A 19,177-nucleotide genomic window follows, 5' to 3' on the forward strand; every position below is an offset into this window, starting at 1 on the left:
ACGGTCACGAGAAGACAGGAGAAGAACATGCGCGCATTCGTCGTCAAGAAGTACAGGCGACCACTGGAGCTTCAGGACGTCGCCGAGCCGGAGGTCGGCGACACCGACGTGCTGGTGCGGGTCGAAGCGGCGGGCGTCAACCAGCTCGACGAGAAGATCCGCAGCGGAGAGTTCGCGCAGATCCTTCCCTACGCGCTCCCCCTCGTGCTCGGCAACGACGTCGCGGGTACGGTGATCCGCGTCGGACGGCTGGTGCGGGGATTCCGTCCCGGCGATGAGGTGTACGCGCGACCGGACGCGGCGCGGATCGGGACGTTCGCCGAGCGCATCGCGGTCGACGAAGCCGATCTGGCTGCGAAACCGGCGAACATCTCGATGGCCGAGGCGGGGTCGTTGCCCCTCGTCGCTCTCACCGCCTGGCAGGCGCTGGTGGAGAGGGGGCGGCTCGCTCCGGGGCAGAAGGTCCTCATCCACGCCGGCGCCGGCGGAGTGGGGTCCATCGCGATCCAGCTCGCCAGGCACCTCGGGGCGCACGTGGCCACCACAGCGAGCGGCGCCAATGCCGATTTCGTCCGTGACCTCGGCGCCGACGTCGTGATCGACTACCGCCGAGAGGACTTCGCGGAGGTCCTCTCGGGGTACGACCTGGTGCTGGACAGCCTCGGAGGCGAGAACCTCGAGAAGTCGCTGCGTGTGCTGAAGCCGGGCGGGCGGGCGATCGGCATCTCGGGGCCGCCGGATCCGGCTTTCGCCAGAGCTGCGGGGCTCAACCCGCTCCTCGTCCTCGCGATCACCGCTCTCAGCCGCAGGATCCGTCGTCAGGCGAAAAGGCTCGGGGTGGCGTACGAGTTCCTCTTCATGCACGCCGATGGTGAGCAGCTCCGGGAGATCACCGATCTCGTGGAGCGGCGGATGATCCGCCCCATCGTCGCGCGGACCTATCCGTTCGCTCAGGTGCCGGAGGCTCTCGCCGATGTCGCCGCAGGGGTGAGCCGCGGCAAAGTGGTGATCACGGTGTCGACGTGACGTCTCACCGTGGGAGCGCGCCCTCGGCGGGGCCGGGCGGCGGCGCATCGGGGTCGACGAGGTAGGGCGCGTACTCGTCGTCCCACCTCTGCAGGGTCTGCACCCACCAGAACACGGCGAAGAGAGACAGCGCGAACGCCTCCCCGATCAGGACGAGCGGGAAGCCGTTCAGGTGATCGCGGATCGCGAAGGCCACGATGAGGACGACGAGGTCTCCGGCCATGCAGCGGCTGACCCAGCGGTAGAGGGTCCTCTGCCAGGGCGCGGGCGCCGTCTGCTCGTCGCTCTCGTCCTCGCGGGCATGCAGGAGGGGAACGGCCGCGAACGTGCCGAAGAACAGCAGGGTCGCCGCGAAGTGGATGCTGGAGGGGAACGGCCAGAAGTTGAACGGGAACCCGTCGCTGAGACCGGGGGCGAACGCGAGGGCGAGCATCACGACCGCGGTGGCGGCGGCGACCCACGACACGATCGCCGCTGACTTCCGGCTCCGCGCGGCATCCTCCCGCAGCAGTGTCTGCTCGGCGTGCTCCTCGGGGCTGAGCGCCGGACGGGTGCTCCGCTCGCGTCGGAGTCGGTCGTGTCTGCGGACCAGGGCCATGACGATGATCGTGGTGAACACGACCACCGCGTAGACGGTGATGCCCGCCCGTGCGCCGTCCAGGTACTCGTCCGGCACGCAGTCGCCGCTCTCGGGGCAGATCTGCTCCGGCGTGCGCTGAGACGGAGCGATGCCCGTGGGCACGAGGGCGATCAGCGGAGCGAAGAGCGCCGAGATGTCGAGGAGGGTGACGGCGCGCGAGCGGCCGGAGAGCGCGAGGAGAGCGAGGGATGCCGCGATCAGCGCTCCGACGAACACGGTGCGGACGGGCGTGTAGAAGTAGTGGCTGATCGACGGCAGCATGTTCCAGCCGAACTCCAGCGGACGCCAGGAGACCACGGCCGTCTGGATCAGCACGCTCGCCAGGATCGCGAAGACGACGAAGACCAGGGAGAGCCGCAGGTAGCGGTGGGTCTTCAGCACCGTGGAAGGCGGGCGTACCGGGTTCTCCATCATCGTCGTCCCCTCAGGGCGTCACGGGATGCGGCGGCGCTGCCGGCATCGTCGAACGGCCGCGTATGGAGGGGACGCTACACCCGGACGGGCGGCCGGAACAGGGGCGTCGCGGCGGGAGTCACGCGTCGACGAGCACCGCGGACACCGAGGTCAGAGCATCCGGCACGAGACGGTAGTACGCCCAGGTGCCCCGCTGGGAGCGAGTCAGGAACCCGGCGGTGGTGAGCACCTTGAGGTGATGGGAGACCGTCGGCTGGGACAGGCCGACCGGGTCGATGAGGTCGCAGACGCACGCCTCCTGGTCGGTGCTGGAGGCGACGATCGACAGCAGCCGCAGTCGGGCCGGATCTGCGAGGGCCTTCAGGCGGGCGGCGAGATGCTCCGCGTCATGCTGTCCGAGCGGTTCCTTCACGAGCGGAGCGCAGCAGGTGGTGCCGGCGGAGACATCGGTGACCTCGAGCAGCTGGACCATGTATCGATACTAATCGATATTGACAGTCATCGATAGATACGCCCATACTTGCATCGACATTCATCGATATATGGAGGATCCTGATGGTGACGCTGCTCGATCTCACTCCCCGGACGGTCGCTTCCGACCGGCTCTCGACGTTGCCGGTCGTGGTCATCGGCGCCGGCCCGATCGGCCTCGCGGCCGCGGCGAACCTCGCCGAGCGCGGCATCGACTTCATGATCCTCGAGGCAGGGGAGCGGGTGGCCGCGTCCGTCCAGCGCTGGGGGCACACCCGCCTGTTCTCCCCGTGGCGCCACCTGGTCGATCCCGCGTCGCGGCGACTGCTGGAGGCATCGGGATGGGCGATGCCCACGGAGGGGCGCGCGCCGACCGGGCAGGAGCTCGTCGACGACTACCTGGTACCTCTCGCGGGGCTTCCCGAGATCGGATCGCGGATCCGGTTCGCCTCCCGTGTGATCGCGGTGTCGAGGGAGGGCATGGACCGCACCCGGACGGCCGGGCGCGCGCAGGCCCCGTTCCTGCTGCGCATCCAGCGTGCAGACGGTCAGGTCGAGGAGCAGACGGCGCGGGCGGTGATCGATGCGTCCGGCACCTACTCGACCCCGAACCCCCTCGCCTCCTCCGGCCTCATCCCGCTCGGGTTCGACAGGGTCGCCGACCGGGTGCTGCATGCCCTGCCGGATGTCCTCGGGGCGGATCGGGAGCGGTTCGCCGGTCGGCATACGGTGGTCGTCGGGGCCGGGCATTCGGCGGCGAACACCCTCATCGCCCTCGGCAAGCTGGTTCGCGATGAGCCGGGGACGCAGGCGACGTGGGTGATCCGGAACCCTTCCGCGATCAGGGTGTCGTCCTCGCCGGATGACGAGCTGCCCGATCGTGCGAAGCTCGGCACCCGTACCGACCGACTTGTCGCGTCCGGAGCCGTCGCGGTGGTCGACTCGTTCGAGATCTCCGGTCTCGAACCCTCCGGTGACGGGATCCGAATCGTCGGCACGCGCCGCGGAGAGCCGGGGATGGTGGAGGCGGATCTGGTCGTCAACGCGACCGGGTTCCGTCCCGACCTGGACATGCTCCGCGAGATCCGCCTCGAGCTGGATGACATCGTCGAGGCGCCGAAGCGGCTGGCCCCGCTGATCGATCCGAACGTCCACTCCTGCGGGACGGTCGAACCGCACGGGTTCCGAGAGCTCACGCATCCCGAGCCGGGGTTCTTCGTCGTCGGGATGAAGTCCTACGGGCGGGCGCCGACGTTCCTCCTCGCCACCGGTTACGAGCAGGTCCGCTCCGTCACCGCATGGCTGGATGGAGACCTCCCCTCGGCGGCGCAGGTCGTTCTCTCGCTGCCGGCGACCGGGGTCTGCTCCACGGGAGACGCGACCGGATCGTCCTGCTGCTCATGACGATCGGCATCCGCCCGATGAGCCAGGGCGACGGAGGACGGATCTCGCGCCTCCTGCGCGGACCGAACGACGGCGCCCGGCGGCATGCGGTGCTCATCGAAGGGCTTTCCGCCTGCAGCGGCTGATCGGCGCGATCGCCGGCGGGTCGGCGGACCAGAGGCCTCCCTCATCAGAGGGAGGCCTCTGACCGATCGATCAGCTGCTGCGGCGGATCGACCGGATGCCGACAGCGAGTCCGACCACCGCGACCGCGGCCGCCGCGACCCAGCCCCACAGCACAGTGATGTCGCCGAGGTCTCCGGCGAACAGCGCGCGCTCGGCCTGCACGACCCAGTTCACGGGGTTCACCGAGGCCACGGCGCGCATCCATGCGGGTCCGTCGTCGAGCGGCAGGAGCATGCCCGACAGGATCAGCAGCGGGAAGATCAGGGCCTGCTGCACACCCCAGAACAGCCACTCTCGATCCTTCGTGGCCAGAGCCAGCGAGTAGGAGAGCGAGCCGAGCCCCACGCCGAACACCGCGAGCAGGGCCAGCCCGATGAGGAGGCCGGGCAGGTCGATCGCGAATCCGAAGGGCCAGGCGATCAGGACGATCACGATCGACTGCACGACGATCGGGGCGACCTCCTTGAGCGCACGGCCGATCAACAGCGACGACCGGGCGAGAGGGGCGACGAGAGTGCGCTCGTGCGAGCCGGTCATCATCTCGTACTGCAGATTCGAGCCGGTCGCGCCGGTGCCGAACAGGACGATCATGACGAGCACGCCAGGCACGAACCACGCCAGCGTCTCGCCGGCAGGTCGACCGGAGCCGCCGATCAGCAGCGGCGCGAACAGCCCGAGGAACACGAGCGGCTGGAGCAGGCTGAAGATCAGCGTGAACGGATCTCGTACGACGGGCCTGAGCTCGCGAGCGAGGACGTTCTTCGTGTCCCTGGCGAGGTTCGGGCGCACGAGGGTCTCGATGGTGGTCATGAGAGGACTCCCGTCCGGGTGGTTTCGCTGGGGGCTTCGGAATCGGATGCCGCGTCTGCGGCTCCCTCGCCCGCGTCCCGCAGGGTGCGGCCGGTCAGGGCGAGGAACACGTCGTCGAGCGTGGGCGGCACGCCGGTCGCCCTGCGCACCTGGATGCCGGCGGCATCCAGCTCGCGGACGATCACGGGGAGCAGGAGGTCCCCGTCCGGAACGGCGAGAGACACGGAGTCCGCGTCGACCGTGACCTCGGCGGGGCTGAGCCGGGAGATCACGGCACGAGCGCTCGCGGCATCCGCGTCATCGGCGAAGCCGAAGGTGAGGACATCCCCGGCCAGCGTCGCCTTGAGCGCGGCGGCGTCGTCGTCGGCGATGATGCGGCCCTTGTCCATCACCATGACGCGCTCGGCGTAGCGATCAGCCTCTTCGAGATAGTGCGTGGTGAGGAACACCGTCGTGCCGTGCTGGGTGCGGAGGTCGAGGATGTGCTCCCAGAGGTTGGCCCTGCTCTGCGGGTCGAGGCCTGTCGACGGCTCGTCGAGGAAGATCAGCGGCGGGGCGTGCATGAGTCCGAGGGCGATGTCGAGGCGGCGCTTCTGCCCGCCGCTGAGCTGCTGCACGGTGCGGGCGGCGAAGGAGCCGAGATCGAGGGAGTCGATGAGCTCGTCGGCCCGGCGCGCGCTGTCGCGCTTCGACATCCCGTAGAACGCTCCCTGACTGAGGAGCTCATCGCGCACCCGCTGCGAGAAGCTCCCGCTCGTGAGCTGGCCGACGTAGCCGATCCGGGCGCGGACGCCGGCGGCATCCGTGCGGATGTCGTGACCGACCACCCGTGCCGTGCCGGACGTCGGCGGGATCAGCGTCGTGAGCATCCGCAGGCTCGTGGACTTCCCGGCTCCGTTCGGTCCGAGGAACGCGACGAGTTCTCCGCGCGCCGCGGTGAAGGAGAGGTCGGTGACCGCGTCGACCGACGTCTTCTTGACGGTGAAGACCTTGGTCAGGCCCTCGGTTTCGATGATGGGTTCAGTTGCCATACCTCGAAGGTAGAAACCAACCAGGACAGATTCTGTCCGCAATATCTGCGAATCTTGAGACATGTCCGATACGACCTCCCGCGCACTCGCCCTGCTCAATCTGCTGCAGACGCACCGGCACTGGCCGGGCACCGAGCTTGCGAGCAGGCTCGGCGTCACCCAGCGCACCGTGCGGCGCGACGTCGACAGGCTGAGGGAGCTCGGCTACCGCGTGGAGTCGACGCCCGGCGCTGCGGGCGGGTACCGGCTGGAGGCGGGGAGCGCCGTGCCACCGCTGCTGCTCACGGATGACGAGGCGGTGACGATGGCGATCGGTCTGCGGGTCGCCGCGACGCAGCAGCTCGTCGGAGGAGCCGAGGTCACTCTCACCGCACTGGCCAAGCTCGAGCAGGTGCTGCCGTCGGCGCTGCGCCGAAGGGTGAACGCGCTCGCCGAGTCCGTGCAGCCTCCGCGCATCGGAGACGCGCCGGTCGTGTCGCCAGAGGTGCTCGGCGAGATCGCGCTCGCCACCAGGGATACAGAGCGGCTCCGGCTGCGGTACATCGACGGGGCCGGCGCCGAGAGCATCCGTCGGGTCGAGCCGCACGCGCTGGCGCCGTCCGGCCGCAAGTGGTTCCTGCTGTGCTGGGATCTCGACCGAGACGACTGGCGCACCTTCCGCGTCGACCGCATCGAGACGGTCGATCACACGCGCGTGCTGTTCGCCAGGAGGCTGATCACCCGCGAGGAGATCGAGGAACGCATCCTCGTGGCATCGTCGTGGTCTCCGCAGAGGGTCGAGGCCGATGCCGTCATGGAACTCCCTCTCGCCGAGATGCAGGAGCGCTTCGGCGTCTGGTCTCAGGGGGCGACGGCGGAGGGCGCCGACCGCACTCGCTGGCCGTTCGGCGGCGGCGACTGGCGCGATGCCATGTACGCGCTGCTGTGGATCCCGGAGGGCGTCGAGTACGCGACCACGTTCCCCGAGCCGGGGCGTGCAGAACTGCGCGAGGCGCTGGAACGGATGCTGCGCGCCCTCGACGCTCCGGTCCCTGGCATCGCCTGACGCCCGTCGCCGTCATCGCCGGACTCATAGCGTTATCCCAGGCAACGAGCCTGGTCATCCGCGGATCCGCCGGGTAGCGTCGAGGTCATCATCGCGGCGATCCGGGCGGTCCCGGGCTCCGGCTCATAACCGGCAGCGTGGCGGGTTCGACTCCCGCCGTCGCGTCCACGTCGCACGTCCCGCTCATCGAGAGCGGACGTCAGAGCCCGAGCTGGTCGAGCCTCTCCTCGAACCGCACCTGCACGTCCTCCGGCTCATCGTCGTCGATCTCGGCCCAGATCGCGTCGAGCTCCTTCTGCACCGACTCGGGCAGCGCGGCGAACTTCTCGTCCCACGCGGCGATCGGGGTCCAGTAGCCGACGACCTTGAAGCGCGTCGCGGGCAGCCCGAGCTCCTTGCGCAGGTACTTGCGCACATCGCGCAGTGCGACCGTCTCGCCGGCCACCCAGACGTATCCCTCGTCGAGGGCGAGGCGGTCGTCGACGATGCCGCGCACCAGCTGACCGAGCGCGCTGGGCCCGTGGCCGTTGCCGCCGACGACCCAGGTGACCTCGACGTCGGCGCCGACCTCGAACGCGACCTGATCGTGCGCGGTGGGCACCTCGAGCACGACCCGGGTGCGCACGCCCTCGGGCGCCGCAGCGGCGATGCGGGCGACGGCGGGCAGACCGGTGAGGTCGGCCACGAGCACCTGCCAGGTGATGTCGGCCGGGGTTGCGTACAGGCCGGTCGGCGCGTTCAGCCCGAGCACGTGGCCGGGTTCGGCGCGCGCCGCCCAGGGCCCGGCGACCCCCGCCTCGTGGATGACGAAGTCGATGTCGAGCTCGCCGGCCTCCGGGCGCACACCGCTGATCGTGTACGTGCGCATCGGAGCCTCCGGCGCTCCCTCCGGCGTCTCCCACCAGTCGCCCGCAGGCACGGGCAGCGAGACGTCGGTGGGGTCTTCGCCGTGCGGGAAGAACACGCGCACGTACTCGTCGCCGATGCCGGTGCTGAGGAAGTCGGCGACGCCGTCGCCGCCGAGGGTGATGCGCACCAGGTTCGGGGTGAGGGTGGCCGTGCTGCTGACGATGCCGCGGTGGATGTTCACGGAGTCTCCGTCTCTTCGTTCGGGGTGGGGGAGTGGGTGGGGGCGGTCGGGGCGTGCGCGGTCTGGGCGAGCCAGGAGTCGCGGTAGAGGCCGTCGGCGGCGAGGAGCTCCTCGTGCGTGCCGCGCTGGGTCGTTCGTCCGTCGGCGAACACGACGATCTGCTCGGCCGTGACGGCCTGCTGCAGTCGATGCGCGATGAGCAGGGCCGTACGGCCCGTGCGCAGTGCGGCGATGGCGTCCTCCACCGCGTCGCGGTGATGCAGACCGACGTCGGCGGTCGCCTCGTCGAGGATCACGATGGAGGGGTCGGCCAGGAACGCCCGCGCGACGGCGAGCTGCTGGATGCGCCCCTCGTCCATCGGCACGACGGGCCCATCCGACGGGTCCGCGTCGTCCGGCTCCCGGTTCAGTTCGTCGACCGCCCACTCCGCCCCGACCGCCCGCAGTGCGGCGACCATCTGGTCAGGAGTCGCGTCCGGGGCGACCAGCGTGAGGTTGTCGGCGATCGTGCCGCGGAACCGGTGCAGCTCCTGCGACAGGTAGTACGGCTCATCCGTGGTCGAGGCCAGGTGCACGCTGCCCGAGGTCGGCGGGTGGTGCCCGGCGATCACCCGGGCGAGGGTGCTCTTGCCCGACCCTGAGGTGCCGACCAGTGCGGCGGTCGTGCCCGGTGAGACGTGCAGGGTCACGTCGCTGATGCCGCGACCGGTGGTGGGGTAGAGGAACGTCACGTCGCGCACCTCGATGCCGGCGGATGCCGTCGGCACCGCGGTCGATTCCTCGACCCGCACACCCGAGGCCGCAGGGGTGAGGTCGATGACACCCACGAGGCGCGCGAGCCCGATCGCCGCGCGCTGGATGTCGTCGAGACCGAAGATCAACTGACCGACCGGGCCGAACAGGCGGTGGAAGAGCAGCGCGGCGGTGGTCACCATGCCGACGGTGATCGCGCCGCCGGAGTGCAGCAGGAAGCCGGTGCCGAGGATCGCGGCCAGGCCGACGAGCTCCCCTCCGTTGATCCACCGGAACAGGCGGTTCGTCACGCGCACCCCCTCGATCTGCATCCTGATCGACGCCTCGGCCCGCTCCGACACGCGGGCGAGAGCGTGCTCCTGCTCGTTGAACGCCGTGAGCGTGTCGATGCCCTCGACCGCGTCGAGCACGGCCTGGCTGCGCGCGGCCTCGCGCACGCGCACCTCACGGAACACGACGCGCGACCTGCGCAGGAACGCCAGGGTGCCGAGCACGTAGAACGGTGCGGAGGCGATGCCCGCGAGCGCGAGCCAGGGGTCGAGCGCGGTCAGAGCGGCCACCGAGACGGCGATCGCGAAGGCGGCGGACAGCAGGGTCGGAGCGACGTTCCCGCCGGCCTCCGCCACGGCGTCCACGTCGCCGGTGACGCGCGAGAGCAGGTCGGCGCTCTCGCCGTCGTCCACAGCGCCCACCGGCAGGCGCATGGCCGAGGTGAACACGTCTTCACGAAGGCTGGCCAGCATGTCCTGCACCAGTCCGGTGAGCACCCGCACCGCCCACAGCATCACGAGGGCGGCGCCGATCGCGCCGGCGCCGGCTCCGACGACCCAGCCCGCGATGGTCGCGACGCCCGCGTCGGATGACACGGCGTCGACGATGCGCCCGAGACACGCGGGCATCACGATGCCCAGAGCGGACGCCGCGAGGAACAGCACGGCGACGCCCGCCGTCCTGGCCGAATGCTGTCGCAGCAGCGCTCCGACCGCGGCGCGCACGCGGGTGCCGGAGGCGATCGGAAGCAGGGGGGTGGTGGTGTCGATGGCGTCACTCATGCGGTGCATCCGATCCGTGTGAGGGGACGTCGATGACTCTGTCGCAGGCGCCGAGCAGCACGGGGGACGTGCTGATCACGATGACGGTGTCCGTGTGCGCCGCGAGGGAGCGAGCGATGTGCGCCTCGGTGACGGCATCCACCGCAGAGGTCGGCTCGTCCAGCACGAGCACGTCGGCCTCCGCGTGCAGCGCCCGCGCGATCCCGATGCGCTGCCGCTGTCCGCCGGAGAGCCGTCGACCGGCCTCGCCCACCTGCGACTCCCAGCCGCCGACCTGAGCGACGGTGTCCTGCAATGCCGCCATGTCGACGAGCACGGGATGCGGTGACCCGTCGATGCCGTGTCCGCGCACGGCCTCGCGCAGGGTGCCGCTCACGATCGTCTGCCCGTGCGGTGGGGCGACGACGCGGCGGCGGTACTCGACAGGGTCCCACTCCGTCAGGTCGCGCCGCTCGCCGTCGACGGCGAGCTGCACCCGTCCGGGCTCGGGCGGGGTGCGCAGACCGAGGAGACGCGAGAGCGAGCGAGCGGTGTCGCTGTCGGCAGGGCGGATGCCGAGCAGCTCGCCCTCCCTCACCTCCACGAGCGAGTCCGGGGAGGTGCCGGGGCGGAAGGCCAGCACGACGTCATCCGCCGAACCCCGACGGCCCTCTCGCACGATCGGGGCCCCGAGCAGGTCGTCGGCGTCGATGACCTCGGCGAGCCTCTTGGCCGAGGCGAGCTTGTGGATCCAGTTCGAGGGGAACGACCCGGCGTACGCGAGGTAGCCGCTGATGAACTGGGCGAGGCCGAGCACGGTGACCAGCTCGCCGATGCTGATGCGGCCCTCGGCAGCGAACCACGCCGACATGCCCGCGAGCGCGGTCGTCGCGACCGCGGCCAGCGTGGTGCCGACGGCTTCATACGAGGCGAGGGACCGACCGGCGGCGGTCGCCGCACGTCGGGAGGCGTCGCTCGCGGCGACGTAGCGTCGCACGGCCTCCTCGCGGGCGCCGATGCCCACGAGCACGCGGAAACCGCTCATGAAGTCGGCGGCGACGGCCCCGGCCTCGGTGGCCGCGTGCTGCTCGGCGAAGCCGCGGCGCTCGAGCGGACGCGACACGACCTGCATCACGAACATCATCGCGATCGTGGAGCCGAACACGACGAGGGTCGCGACCGGCGAGATCCCCAGCATCGCCAGCCCCGCGCCGAGGATCGCGGCGATCGTGGACCACTGCTGCGCCACCGACCAGGCCACACCGGCCACGCGATACGTGTCGGAGGTCACGAAGGTCAGCGCCTCGCCCGGCGTCACCGCGCGGCGGGAGAGGCGGGGGCGCAGCATCCGCGACAGGGTGAGGTGACGCAGCGCCTGCTCGCCGTAGCCGTAGATCGAGACCATCAGACGGGATGCCGACTGGTAGCTCGCGGTCAGCACCAGGAACGTCGCGACCAGCACGCCGATCCAGAGCGCGAGCGCGACCGGATCGGCGGGGAGCACGGCCCGGTCGATGGTCGCGCCGATGATGACGGGGATCGTGGCCTCCGCCAGCGCGTGCACGATGAGCAGCGCCGTCGCGGCGGCGAGGGCGATCCCGCGCCCCTCCGCCCACAGCGCGATCCCGAAGAGTCTCCGCGGAGTGTTCGTCACGGCGTCCGCCGACCGAGCGGGAGCACCAGCGGGGTGCCCGAGACCGGATCGGTGATCACCCTGCAGGGCAGGTCGTACACGGCCTGCACGAGCTCGGCGGTGATGATCTCGCGCGGGTCGCCCTGCGCCACGATGGCTCCGTCGCGCATCGCCACGAGGTGGGTCGCATAGCGCGCGGCGTGATTGAGGTCGTGCAGCACGGCCACGAGGGTGGTACCGCTGCGGTGCAGATCGGCGAACAGCTCCATCAGATCGATCTGGTGCGCGATGTCGAGGAAGGTCGTCGGCTCGTCGAGCAGCAGGTGCTTCGTCTGCTGGGCGAGAGCCATCGCCACCCACACGCGCTGCCGCTGGCCGCCCGAGAGCTCGTCGACCAGTCGGCGGGACAGATCGATCACCCCTGTCGCCGCCATCGCCTCGGAGACGGCGCGCTCGTCGGCGCTGCTCCAGGTGCGCAGGGCGCTCTGGTGCGGGAATCGTCCTCGTCCGACGAGGTCGGCCACGGTGATCCCGTCGGGGGCGATGGACGACTGAGGCAGGAGCCCCAGCTTGCGCGCCGCCTCCTTCGGCGTGAGGGAGCGCAGTTCGGCGCCGTCGAGCAGCACGGCGCCGGTGGTCGGACGCAGCAGCCGGGCGAACCCGCGGAGCAGGGTCGACTTGCCGCACGCGTTCGGGCCGATGATGATCGTGAACGAGTCGTCCGGCACCTCCAGCGACAGCGCGGAGATGATCGGGGTCTCCCCGTAGCCCAGCGTGATGTCGCGGGCCAGCAGCGAAGCGGTCATGGTGTTCCTTTCAGGTGCGGCGCGCGTACTGGGCGGCCAGCAGCCAGGCGAGATAGAGTCCGCCGATCGAGACCGTCACGACGCCCACGGGGACGGCGACGAGCTGGGCGACCGCGTCGGAGACCACGACGAGAGCGGCGCCGGTGAGCATCACGGGCGCGGCGCCCATCGGGGTGTTCGAGCGGGTGAGGCGCTGCGAGATCTGAGGAGCCGCGAGCGCGATGAACGAGATGGGGCCGGCGGCCGCGGTGACCAGGGCGACGAGGGCGACGCCGCACACCATCGCCGCGAGCCGGGTGCGACCAGGGCTGATGCCCAGCGCGGTGGCTGCGTCGTCGCCCATCTCGAGCACCGGCAGCGTGCGGTTCAGCGGCAGCGACAGCAGGGTGACGATCGCGAACACGATCGCGGCGGGGATCAGCTGGTCGAACCCGAGCGAGGCGAGCGAGCCGGCCCCCCAGGTCGCGGCCATCATCGCCTTCTCGACGCTGACCGAGATCAGGATCCAGGAGGTGAGCGATCCGAGCCCGGCCGAGACGCCGATGCCGACGATGATCAGGCGGAACGACGACAGGGTGTTCTTGTTCGCCAGCACGTACACGAGCAGCGCGGTGATCAGGCCGCCGACGAGCGCGCCGACCGCCTTGAACATGTAGGTGTTGAGCTCCAGCACCACCATCATGAGCGTCACGCCGAACTGCGCGCCGATGCCGAAGCCGATGATGTCGGGGGAGCCGAGCGGGTTGCGGGTGAGCGACTGGAAGATGCCGCCGGCGAGGGCGAGAGCCGCACCGCAGAGCACCGCGAACAGCACGCGCGGCAGCCGCCACTCGAAGACGACCTGGCGGATGTCGGGGTCGGAGGACGGGTCGACGATGGCGCGGACGATCGAGCCGAAGTCCACCTCGTAGGCGCCGATCGTCATGGACGCGAGGCCCGCGGCGATGATCACGACGGCCAGCACCGCGCAGACCACGATCGAGCGCACCGGGATGAGCGTCGCGACGCGCGCGGTCTCGATCCGGACCTGCCGGCGTCCGTGGTCGACGGGGGCGAACTCCGTGCTGTCCTGCGCGGCGGCGGTGGGTCGCTGGTCGATGCTCACAGTCCGCTCACCCGCTTGCGGCGCACGAGCGCGATCAGGAGCGGGGCGCCCAACAGCGCGGTGACGATCCCGACGCGGAGCTCGCCACTGGGGAGCACGATGCGGCCGAGGATGTCGGCGAACAGCAGGAAGGACGGACCGATGATCATCGAGTAGGTCAGCACCCAGCGCTGATCCGGGCCCGTGAACCAGCGGACGATGTGGGGGATCATCAGCCCGACGAAGGCGATGGGGCCGGCGGCGGCGACGCTCGTTCCGGCGAGCAGGGTGACGGCGATGATCACTAGCACGCGGGTGACCTGCACGCGGGCGCCGAGCGCCTGTGCCAGGTCATCGCCGAGCGCCAGGGCGTTCAGGGAACGGGCGCAGAGCAGCCCGATCAGGAGACCCGCGACGATGAGGGGCGCCGCCCAGGCGAGCTGGTCGATGGTGCGTCCGCCGATCGAGCCGACACCCCAGAAGCGCATGACCTGGAGAGTGCTCAGATCGCGCAGCACGATCGCGGTCGTGAGGCCCGTGAACGCCGCGCCGAGCGCGACCCCGGCGAGCGTCAGCTTCATGGGCGTCGCGCCGGACGCTCCGAAAGAGCCCAGTGCGTACACGAGGACGGTGAGCACGAAGGCGCCGGCCAGCGCGAAGGGCACGTAGGCGCCGGGCGTGGTCAGGCCGAGCACGCCGACCGCGAAGGTGACGGCGAAGGACGCGCCCGCGTTCACGCCCAGGATGCCGGGGTCGGCCAGGGGGTTGCGGGTGAAGGCCTGGATGAGTCCGCCGCACACGGCCAGGGCGGCGCCGACGACGATGCCCAGCAACGTGCGGGGGACCCGCAGCTCCCTGACCATGAGGTGCAGCGCGTCGGCGTCGTCGTAGGCGAACAGGGCGTGCAGAACGGTGAGGGGGTCGATCGCTCGGTTGCCGACCGCGAGCGACGCGATGGCGGCGATCACCAGCACCACCGCCGAGACGATCAGCCCCAGCACGAGCGTCGCGGTGCGGTGCGGGGAGCCGTCTGCACGACCCCCCGCGCCTGAGTTCGAGACGTCCGTGCCGTCTTCCGTCGCCAGGGACATCTCGCGCGTCACTCTCCTGCGATGGTCGGCTCACCCTGCAGCGCGGCTGCGAGGTCGTCGACGTACTTCGGGAGGATGTACTTCAGTGACAGCACGGTCGGAGCGCTGATCGCGGAGGCCTCGGCGGCATCCGCGTAGATCACGTAGGAGCCGTTCGCGATCGGCCCCAGCGCGAGACGACCTTGTTCTCGACCGTGTACTCGCCCTCGGCCGCGCTGCCGCCCCACGCGGCGAACAGGTCGGCCTGCACGTCGTAGAGCTTCTCCAGGCTGACGCCGGTGTACCAGTTGTCGCCCTCGGCGCTCGCGAGGAAGCTGTCCATGGCCGAGGTGGAGGTGAAGCCGAGCGCCTCGGTGATGCGCACGCGGGGGTCGTATTCCAGGTAGACGCCGAGGTCGGTGCCGCCCTCGTTCAGGGTCAGGCCCCAGACGAAGGTCTTGTCCTGGAACTCGGGGTGCTCGCCGGCGAGCGTGCTGATCTGCTCCTCGGTCTCGGCGATCAGCTCCTCGGCCTTGGCGTCCTCCGACAGCGCCTTGCCGACGGTGCGGGTCATTCCCTCCCAGGTGCCGGGGTTCCAGGGGCCTTCGACGTAGGGCACGGTGGGCGCGATCTCGCTCAGCCGCTCGTACTCGATGTCGCTCACGCCCGAGTACAGGCTGAGGATCAGGTCGGGCTTGAGAGCCTTGATCGCCTCGTAGTTGGGGCCGTCCTCGGTGAACGGGATGATCTCGGGGGTCTCGCCGTACTCCTCGGTGACGAACTCCTCGAACCAGGGCTGGTAGCCGCTCTCGCCGGCGCCCCACACCTCTTCGATGCCGACCGGGTTGGTGCCGAGTGCGGCGACGATGTCGGGCGTCATCCATCCGAGGGCGACCACGCGCTGGGGCTTCTCGGGGATCACGGTCTTGCCGTGTCCGTGCTCGATGACCACGCCGTCGGTGGACGTCGACGACGAGGCGGACTCCGCGCCTTCTCCGGTGGTCGAGCACCCGGCCAGGGTGAGGGCGGCGGCGATGGCCGCGGCGACGAGCGCGGAGCCTCGCCGGATCTTCGGGCGCGCGAGAGCGTGCGACATGGTTCTCCTTCAGAGAGATGGGGAGGGGAGCGCCGCGTCAACGCGGCAAGAAGTTAGGTAAGCATGCCCTAACAGAACGATGCTAGAACGCCGAGAACGCGGCCAGTGTCGATCGATGGGCGACTTGTATCGCTATACGGACAGAACGCGTCGGATGGGCGCGAGGGTCAGCGCCAGTAGAGGTGGTGCGCCGAGTCGGCCTGCACGCGGGCGACGTGCTGACGCGGGGTGAGTCCGAACCGCTCCTTGAAGCTCGCGGAGAAGGCGCTCGTCGTGGCATAGCCGCACCGGTGGGCCGCGGCGCCGATGGGGGTGCCATCGACGATCAGGCGGGCGCCGAGGGTCATCCGCACGCCGGTGCGCCATCGGCCGAACGTCATGCCGACGTCGTTCTGGAAGATGCGCAGGACCGTGCGCTCGTGCAGGCCGTGCGCGAGGAACAGCTCGCCCGCGCTGCGCGGGTCGCCCGGATCGTCCAGCACCGCCTGCACCAGGGCGCGCACGCGCTCGTCGGCGGGCAGCGGGACCTCGCCCCAGCCGTCGAGTGCCTCAGGCGCCGGCTGCTGCAGCATCTCGATGAGCGTGCCCTGGATGCGGACCCGCAGATCGGTGGGCATGTCGCTGATGCCGAGGTGCAGCAGCATCTCCTGGACGGCACGCGGCACGAGCACCCGGGTGACGTCGTCGATCGGCGCGATCGCGGATGTCGCGGGCAGGTAGGTGTAGCACCCGACGGAGTCCCGCTCGTGGTGCGCCGTGTGCGGCGTCCGCGCGGGGATCCACACGCCCTGACCAGGGGCGAGGCGCCACATCGCGTCCTGCAGGTGCACCCACACGGTGCCGCGGTAGCACCACGCGAGCATCGCGTCGGCGTGGGAGTGCGGAGGGGAGAGCGGGCGGGTTCCGGTGTCCTCTCCGGTGACGACCCCCGTCCCCATCAGGTACGGCGCGACGACGGTCGACGGAAGCTCAGGGCTCGCCTCCCAGTCGTCCCGCCGATAGGAGTTCATCGTGCGTCGGTGCGCGCGCTGGCCAACCGCGCCTCGACCGGCGACCATCCGCTCTCCAGGATCGCGAATCCGGCGTCGAGCGTGCCGAGCTGATCGTCGGCGTCGTTGACGAGCAGCAGCATCTGCAGGACGAAGCGGGAGTAGACCCTGATCTCGGCGGTCGGCGCGTCGAGTCCGAGCTCGTCGGCGATCGCGTCCGACAGGGCGTCCTCGTGGCGGAGCCACATCCGAGCCGCGTACTCGCGAAGCACAGGTGTCTCGTTCAGGAACGCCATGAAGATCCGGGTGACGTCGTCGCCGTGCTCATCGACGTTGGTGCGGACGTCGGTGGAGTAGAAGTCATGGAGCGCCCGGTTGATCGAGATGCCGTCTGCGCGTCCGCGCACGGCGCTGACGAGCCGGTCGCGCTGCTCGTCGTCTTCGTCGAAGACCAGCGCCTCCTTCTGCGGGAAGTGCGCGAAGACGGTGGTGGGGGAGACATCGGCGGCGTCGGCGATCTCGCGGATGCTGACGTTGTCGAAGCCGCGATCGAGGAACATCTTCGTCGCGACGTCGGAGATGTTCTTGCGGGTCGCCGCCTTCTTCCGCTCGCGTCGACCCATCGGCTCGGTGCTCGTCACGCCGACCACTCTATCGCGGACCGGATTCATAAGTGGCTTGACACCGAAACTGGTATCGATACACTTTCGGTATGACTTCACTCAATTCGACCGGTCGCGTCGGCAACCGCGCCTGGGTCATGCTCGTCGTCCTGACGATGCTGACCGTCATCGGGATGACCGTCGTCCTCCCCGTCCTGCCCTTCGTGGTGCTGGAGTACGTCTCGAACGAGAAGGACCTTGCGATCTGGGTCGGCGTCCTCGAGGCGATCAACGGACTCTGCGCCTTCCTCGTCGCCCCCTTCCTCGGGCGCCTCTCCGACCGCTTCGGCCGACGCCCCGTGATCATCGCGGCCGCGTTCGGCGCCGCCTTCTCGATGACCCTGTTCGGCATCGGCGGAGCGATCTGGGTGCTCGTGCTCGCCCGTGTCATCCAGGGGCTGACCGCCGGCGACATGCCCGCGCTCTTCGCCTATCTCGCCGACATCACGCCGCCCGAGAAGCGCGCCCAGCGCTTCGGCCTGCTGGGCGCCCTCTCCGGCATCGGCATGATGATCGGGCCGGCCATCGGTGGCCTCCTCGCCGCGATCGACCTGCGCCTCCCCGTCTTCCTCACCGCGGCGGTCGCCCTCACCATCGCGATCCTCAGCATCTTCCTGCTCCCCGAGAGCCTCAAACCGGAGAACCGGATCTCCGCGATCTCCGCCAAGGACGTCCAGCCGTTCGCGGTGTTCACGGACGCGTTCGGCCGCAAGGAGCTCCGCGGACTCATGATCGGCTTCGGCATCCTCGCCCTGCCGTTCGGGTTCTTCGTCAACAACTTCAGCGTGCTCGCGCTCGACTCGATCCAGTGGGGCCCCACCCAGATCGGTCTGCTGACGGCCGCGGTCGGCATCATCGACATCCTCATCCAGGGCGTGCTGCTCGGCATCCTGCTGCCGCGGATGGGCGAGCGCGGGGTGATCGTCAGCGGCATCGTGGCGCAGGCTGTCGGTCTCGCCGCCCTCGCGATCGTGGCCTCCGTGCTCGCGCAGCCGTGGGTGTTCATCGTCGGTGCGCTCCTCCTCGCCGCCGGTCAGGGCGCATCGCAGGCCGCGATGGACGGCGCGATGTCGAACGCCGTGGGTGACGACGAGCAGGGCTGGCTGGGCGGGGCGACGCAGTCGCTGAACGCCGCGATGAGCACGGTCGCGCCCCTCATCGCCGCCGCCCTCTACGCCGGTGTCAGCCATGCGGCCCCGTACTGGCTGGGCGTCGTGCTCATGATCGTCGCCGCGATCGTCCTCGGACGCGCCCACATCGCGAACACCGCGAAGACACCCCCGAAGGGCGCCGTCGGGGCCGGGGATCCCGTCGCCGTTCCGCCCGCCGCGGATGCGGCCGTCGACGCCGCGGTCTGACTTCGCCATAGGAGCCCCGCGGGCCGGAGCCATCGGTTCACAACTCCTCAAGAATCGGCGTCGAACGGGGTGATCCGGCCGGAGCCCGGCCGGATCACCCCCGTTCGTGAGGAGTTGTGAACCGCGAGCCGGACACAGGGCGCGAGATGATGGATGCATGCCCTCTCCCTATCGCCCCGGACTGCGGGTCACCGCGGGCGTCACGATCCCCGAGTCCGAGCTGTCGTGGCGGTTCTCGCGGTCGTCGGGGCCCGGCGGCCAGGGCGTGAACACCGCCGACTCCCGCGTGGAGCTGGTGTGGGATGCCGCGGCTTCCGCTGCGCTGTCGCCGGTCCAGCGGGAACGCGTGCTCGACCGGCTCAGCGGTCGACTGGTCGGAGGGGTGCTGACGATCGCGGCATCCGAGCACCGCGCCCAGCTGCGCAACCGGGATGCCGCGCGCGAGCGTCTCGCGTCGGTCGTCGCCGAGGCCCTGCGCCCGCCCGCCCCGCCGCGTCGACCCACGAAGCCGAGTCGCGGCGCGAAGGAGCGCCGGCTGAAGGAGAAGCAGCGCCGCACCGACGTGAAGCAGCTGCGTCGGCCGCCTCGCGACGGCTGAG

Annotated in this window: 20 protein-coding genes and 1 tRNA gene; 7 read left to right on the forward strand and 14 right to left on the reverse strand. The window is 70.3% G+C overall.

Features of this window, described 5'->3' with window-relative positions:
- The first annotated feature begins 27 nt into the window (after window positions 1-27).
- Window positions 28-1,026, forward strand: coding sequence for an NADP-dependent oxidoreductase (locus MRBLWH10_RS01370; RefSeq protein WP_341941377.1), 999 nt, complete (start codon window positions 28-30; stop codon window positions 1,024-1,026).
- A gap of 4 nt (window positions 1,027-1,030) precedes the next feature.
- Here the strand turns inward: MRBLWH10_RS01370 and MRBLWH10_RS01375 are convergent, their stop codons facing one another.
- Both MRBLWH10_RS01375 and MRBLWH10_RS01380 read right to left on the reverse strand, forming a co-directional pair.
- Complete coding sequence (locus tag MRBLWH10_RS01375) at window positions 1,031-2,080, reverse strand: hypothetical protein (protein WP_341941378.1); 1,050 nt, start codon at window positions 2,078-2,080, stop codon at window positions 1,031-1,033.
- A gap of 118 nt (window positions 2,081-2,198) precedes the next feature.
- Window positions 2,199-2,552 (reverse strand): metalloregulator ArsR/SmtB family transcription factor, encoded by a 354-nt coding sequence (locus tag MRBLWH10_RS01380; protein ID WP_105672797.1) that lies wholly within the window; start codon window positions 2,550-2,552, stop codon window positions 2,199-2,201.
- A gap of 83 nt (window positions 2,553-2,635) precedes the next feature.
- On the opposite strand from MRBLWH10_RS01380, the gene MRBLWH10_RS01385 reads away from it, so the two are divergent.
- Window positions 2,636-3,955 carry an FAD-dependent oxidoreductase gene (locus MRBLWH10_RS01385; RefSeq protein WP_341941379.1) on the forward strand — a complete coding sequence of 440 codons (1,320 nt, stop codon included), beginning with the start codon at window positions 2,636-2,638 and terminating at the stop codon, window positions 3,953-3,955.
- Complete coding sequence (locus MRBLWH10_RS01390) at window positions 3,952-4,080, forward strand: hypothetical protein (RefSeq protein ID WP_341941380.1); 129 nt, start codon at window positions 3,952-3,954, stop codon at window positions 4,078-4,080. Before MRBLWH10_RS01385 ends, MRBLWH10_RS01390 begins: the two co-directional genes overlap by 4 nt.
- Window positions 4,081-4,150: 70 nt before the next feature.
- Here the strand turns inward: MRBLWH10_RS01390 and MRBLWH10_RS01395 are convergent, their stop codons facing one another.
- On the reverse strand, window positions 4,151-4,930 hold the full coding sequence (locus MRBLWH10_RS01395; RefSeq protein ID WP_105672796.1) for an ABC transporter permease: 780 nt from the start codon (window positions 4,928-4,930) through the stop codon (window positions 4,151-4,153).
- Window positions 4,927-5,961 carry an ATP-binding cassette domain-containing protein gene (locus tag MRBLWH10_RS01400; RefSeq protein WP_341941381.1) on the reverse strand — a complete coding sequence of 345 codons (1,035 nt, stop codon included), beginning with the start codon at window positions 5,959-5,961 and terminating at the stop codon, window positions 4,927-4,929. Before MRBLWH10_RS01400 ends, MRBLWH10_RS01395 begins: the two co-directional genes overlap by 4 nt.
- Before the next feature lie 61 nt (window positions 5,962-6,022).
- Between MRBLWH10_RS01400 and MRBLWH10_RS01405 the strand changes: the two genes are divergently transcribed.
- Both MRBLWH10_RS01405 and MRBLWH10_RS01410 read left to right on the forward strand, forming a co-directional pair.
- Window positions 6,023-7,006 carry a WYL domain-containing protein gene (locus MRBLWH10_RS01405; RefSeq protein WP_341941382.1) on the forward strand — a complete coding sequence of 328 codons (984 nt, stop codon included), beginning with the start codon at window positions 6,023-6,025 and terminating at the stop codon, window positions 7,004-7,006.
- Window positions 7,007-7,098: 92 nt separating this feature from the next.
- A tRNA-Met gene (locus tag MRBLWH10_RS01410) sits at window positions 7,099-7,174 on the forward strand.
- A gap of 31 nt (window positions 7,175-7,205) precedes the next feature.
- On the opposite strand, the gene MRBLWH10_RS01415 is transcribed toward MRBLWH10_RS01410, so the two are convergent.
- The 10 genes from MRBLWH10_RS01415 to MRBLWH10_RS01460 all read right to left on the reverse strand — a co-directional run bounded on the left by MRBLWH10_RS01415 (window position 7,206) and on the right by MRBLWH10_RS01460 (window position 17,199).
- Window positions 7,206-8,096 (reverse strand): siderophore-interacting protein, encoded by an 891-nt coding sequence (locus tag MRBLWH10_RS01415; RefSeq protein WP_341941383.1) that lies wholly within the window; start codon window positions 8,094-8,096, stop codon window positions 7,206-7,208.
- Window positions 8,093-9,901: an ABC transporter ATP-binding protein gene (locus MRBLWH10_RS01420; RefSeq protein WP_341941384.1), complete on the reverse strand. Its 1,809-nt coding sequence runs from the start codon at window positions 9,899-9,901 to the stop codon at window positions 8,093-8,095. Before MRBLWH10_RS01420 ends, MRBLWH10_RS01415 begins: the two co-directional genes overlap by 4 nt.
- Window positions 9,894-11,534, reverse strand: coding sequence for an ABC transporter ATP-binding protein (locus MRBLWH10_RS01425; RefSeq protein ID WP_341941385.1), 1,641 nt, complete (start codon window positions 11,532-11,534; stop codon window positions 9,894-9,896). The genes MRBLWH10_RS01420 and MRBLWH10_RS01425 overlap by 8 nt, the downstream gene beginning before the upstream one ends.
- Window positions 11,531-12,319, reverse strand: a complete 789-nt coding sequence (locus tag MRBLWH10_RS01430) for an ABC transporter ATP-binding protein (RefSeq protein ID WP_341941386.1) — start codon at window positions 12,317-12,319, stop codon at window positions 11,531-11,533. The genes MRBLWH10_RS01425 and MRBLWH10_RS01430 overlap by 4 nt, the downstream gene beginning before the upstream one ends.
- A gap of 10 nt (window positions 12,320-12,329) precedes the next feature.
- Window positions 12,330-13,424, reverse strand: coding sequence for an iron chelate uptake ABC transporter family permease subunit (locus MRBLWH10_RS01435; protein ID WP_341941387.1), 1,095 nt, complete (start codon window positions 13,422-13,424; stop codon window positions 12,330-12,332).
- A complete protein-coding gene (locus MRBLWH10_RS01440; RefSeq protein ID WP_341941388.1) occupies window positions 13,421-14,494 on the reverse strand; it encodes an iron chelate uptake ABC transporter family permease subunit in 1,074 nt (357 codons plus the stop codon). Before MRBLWH10_RS01440 ends, MRBLWH10_RS01435 begins: the two co-directional genes overlap by 4 nt.
- Window positions 14,495-14,502: 8 nt before the next feature.
- A complete protein-coding gene (locus tag MRBLWH10_RS01445; protein WP_341941389.1) occupies window positions 14,503-14,637 on the reverse strand; it encodes a hypothetical protein in 135 nt (44 codons plus the stop codon).
- Complete coding sequence (locus MRBLWH10_RS01450) at window positions 14,634-15,569, reverse strand: ABC transporter substrate-binding protein (protein ID WP_341941390.1); 936 nt, start codon at window positions 15,567-15,569, stop codon at window positions 14,634-14,636. The genes MRBLWH10_RS01445 and MRBLWH10_RS01450 overlap by 4 nt, the downstream gene beginning before the upstream one ends.
- Window positions 15,570-15,736: 167 nt before the next feature.
- Entirely contained in the window at window positions 15,737-16,579 is an 843-nt protein-coding gene (locus MRBLWH10_RS01455; RefSeq protein WP_341941391.1) for an AraC family transcriptional regulator, read from the reverse strand.
- Window positions 16,576-17,199, reverse strand: a complete 624-nt coding sequence (locus tag MRBLWH10_RS01460) for a TetR/AcrR family transcriptional regulator (protein WP_105677310.1) — start codon at window positions 17,197-17,199, stop codon at window positions 16,576-16,578. The genes MRBLWH10_RS01455 and MRBLWH10_RS01460 overlap by 4 nt, the downstream gene beginning before the upstream one ends.
- 71 nt (window positions 17,200-17,270) lie before the next feature.
- On the opposite strand from MRBLWH10_RS01460, the gene MRBLWH10_RS01465 reads away from it, so the two are divergent.
- Together MRBLWH10_RS01465 and arfB are read left to right on the forward strand one after the other, a co-directional pair.
- Entirely contained in the window at window positions 17,271-18,578 is a 1,308-nt protein-coding gene (locus MRBLWH10_RS01465; protein WP_341941392.1) for an MFS transporter, read from the forward strand.
- A gap of 157 nt (window positions 18,579-18,735) precedes the next feature.
- Window positions 18,736-19,176, forward strand: a complete 441-nt coding sequence (gene arfB / locus MRBLWH10_RS01470; protein ID WP_341941393.1) for an alternative ribosome rescue aminoacyl-tRNA hydrolase ArfB — start codon at window positions 18,736-18,738, stop codon at window positions 19,174-19,176.
- Window position 19,177: the final 1 nt, after the last annotated feature.

Source organism: Microbacterium sp. LWH10-1.2 (assembly GCF_038397765.1).
Lineage (GTDB): Bacteria > Actinomycetota > Actinomycetes > Actinomycetales > Microbacteriaceae > Microbacterium > Microbacterium natoriense.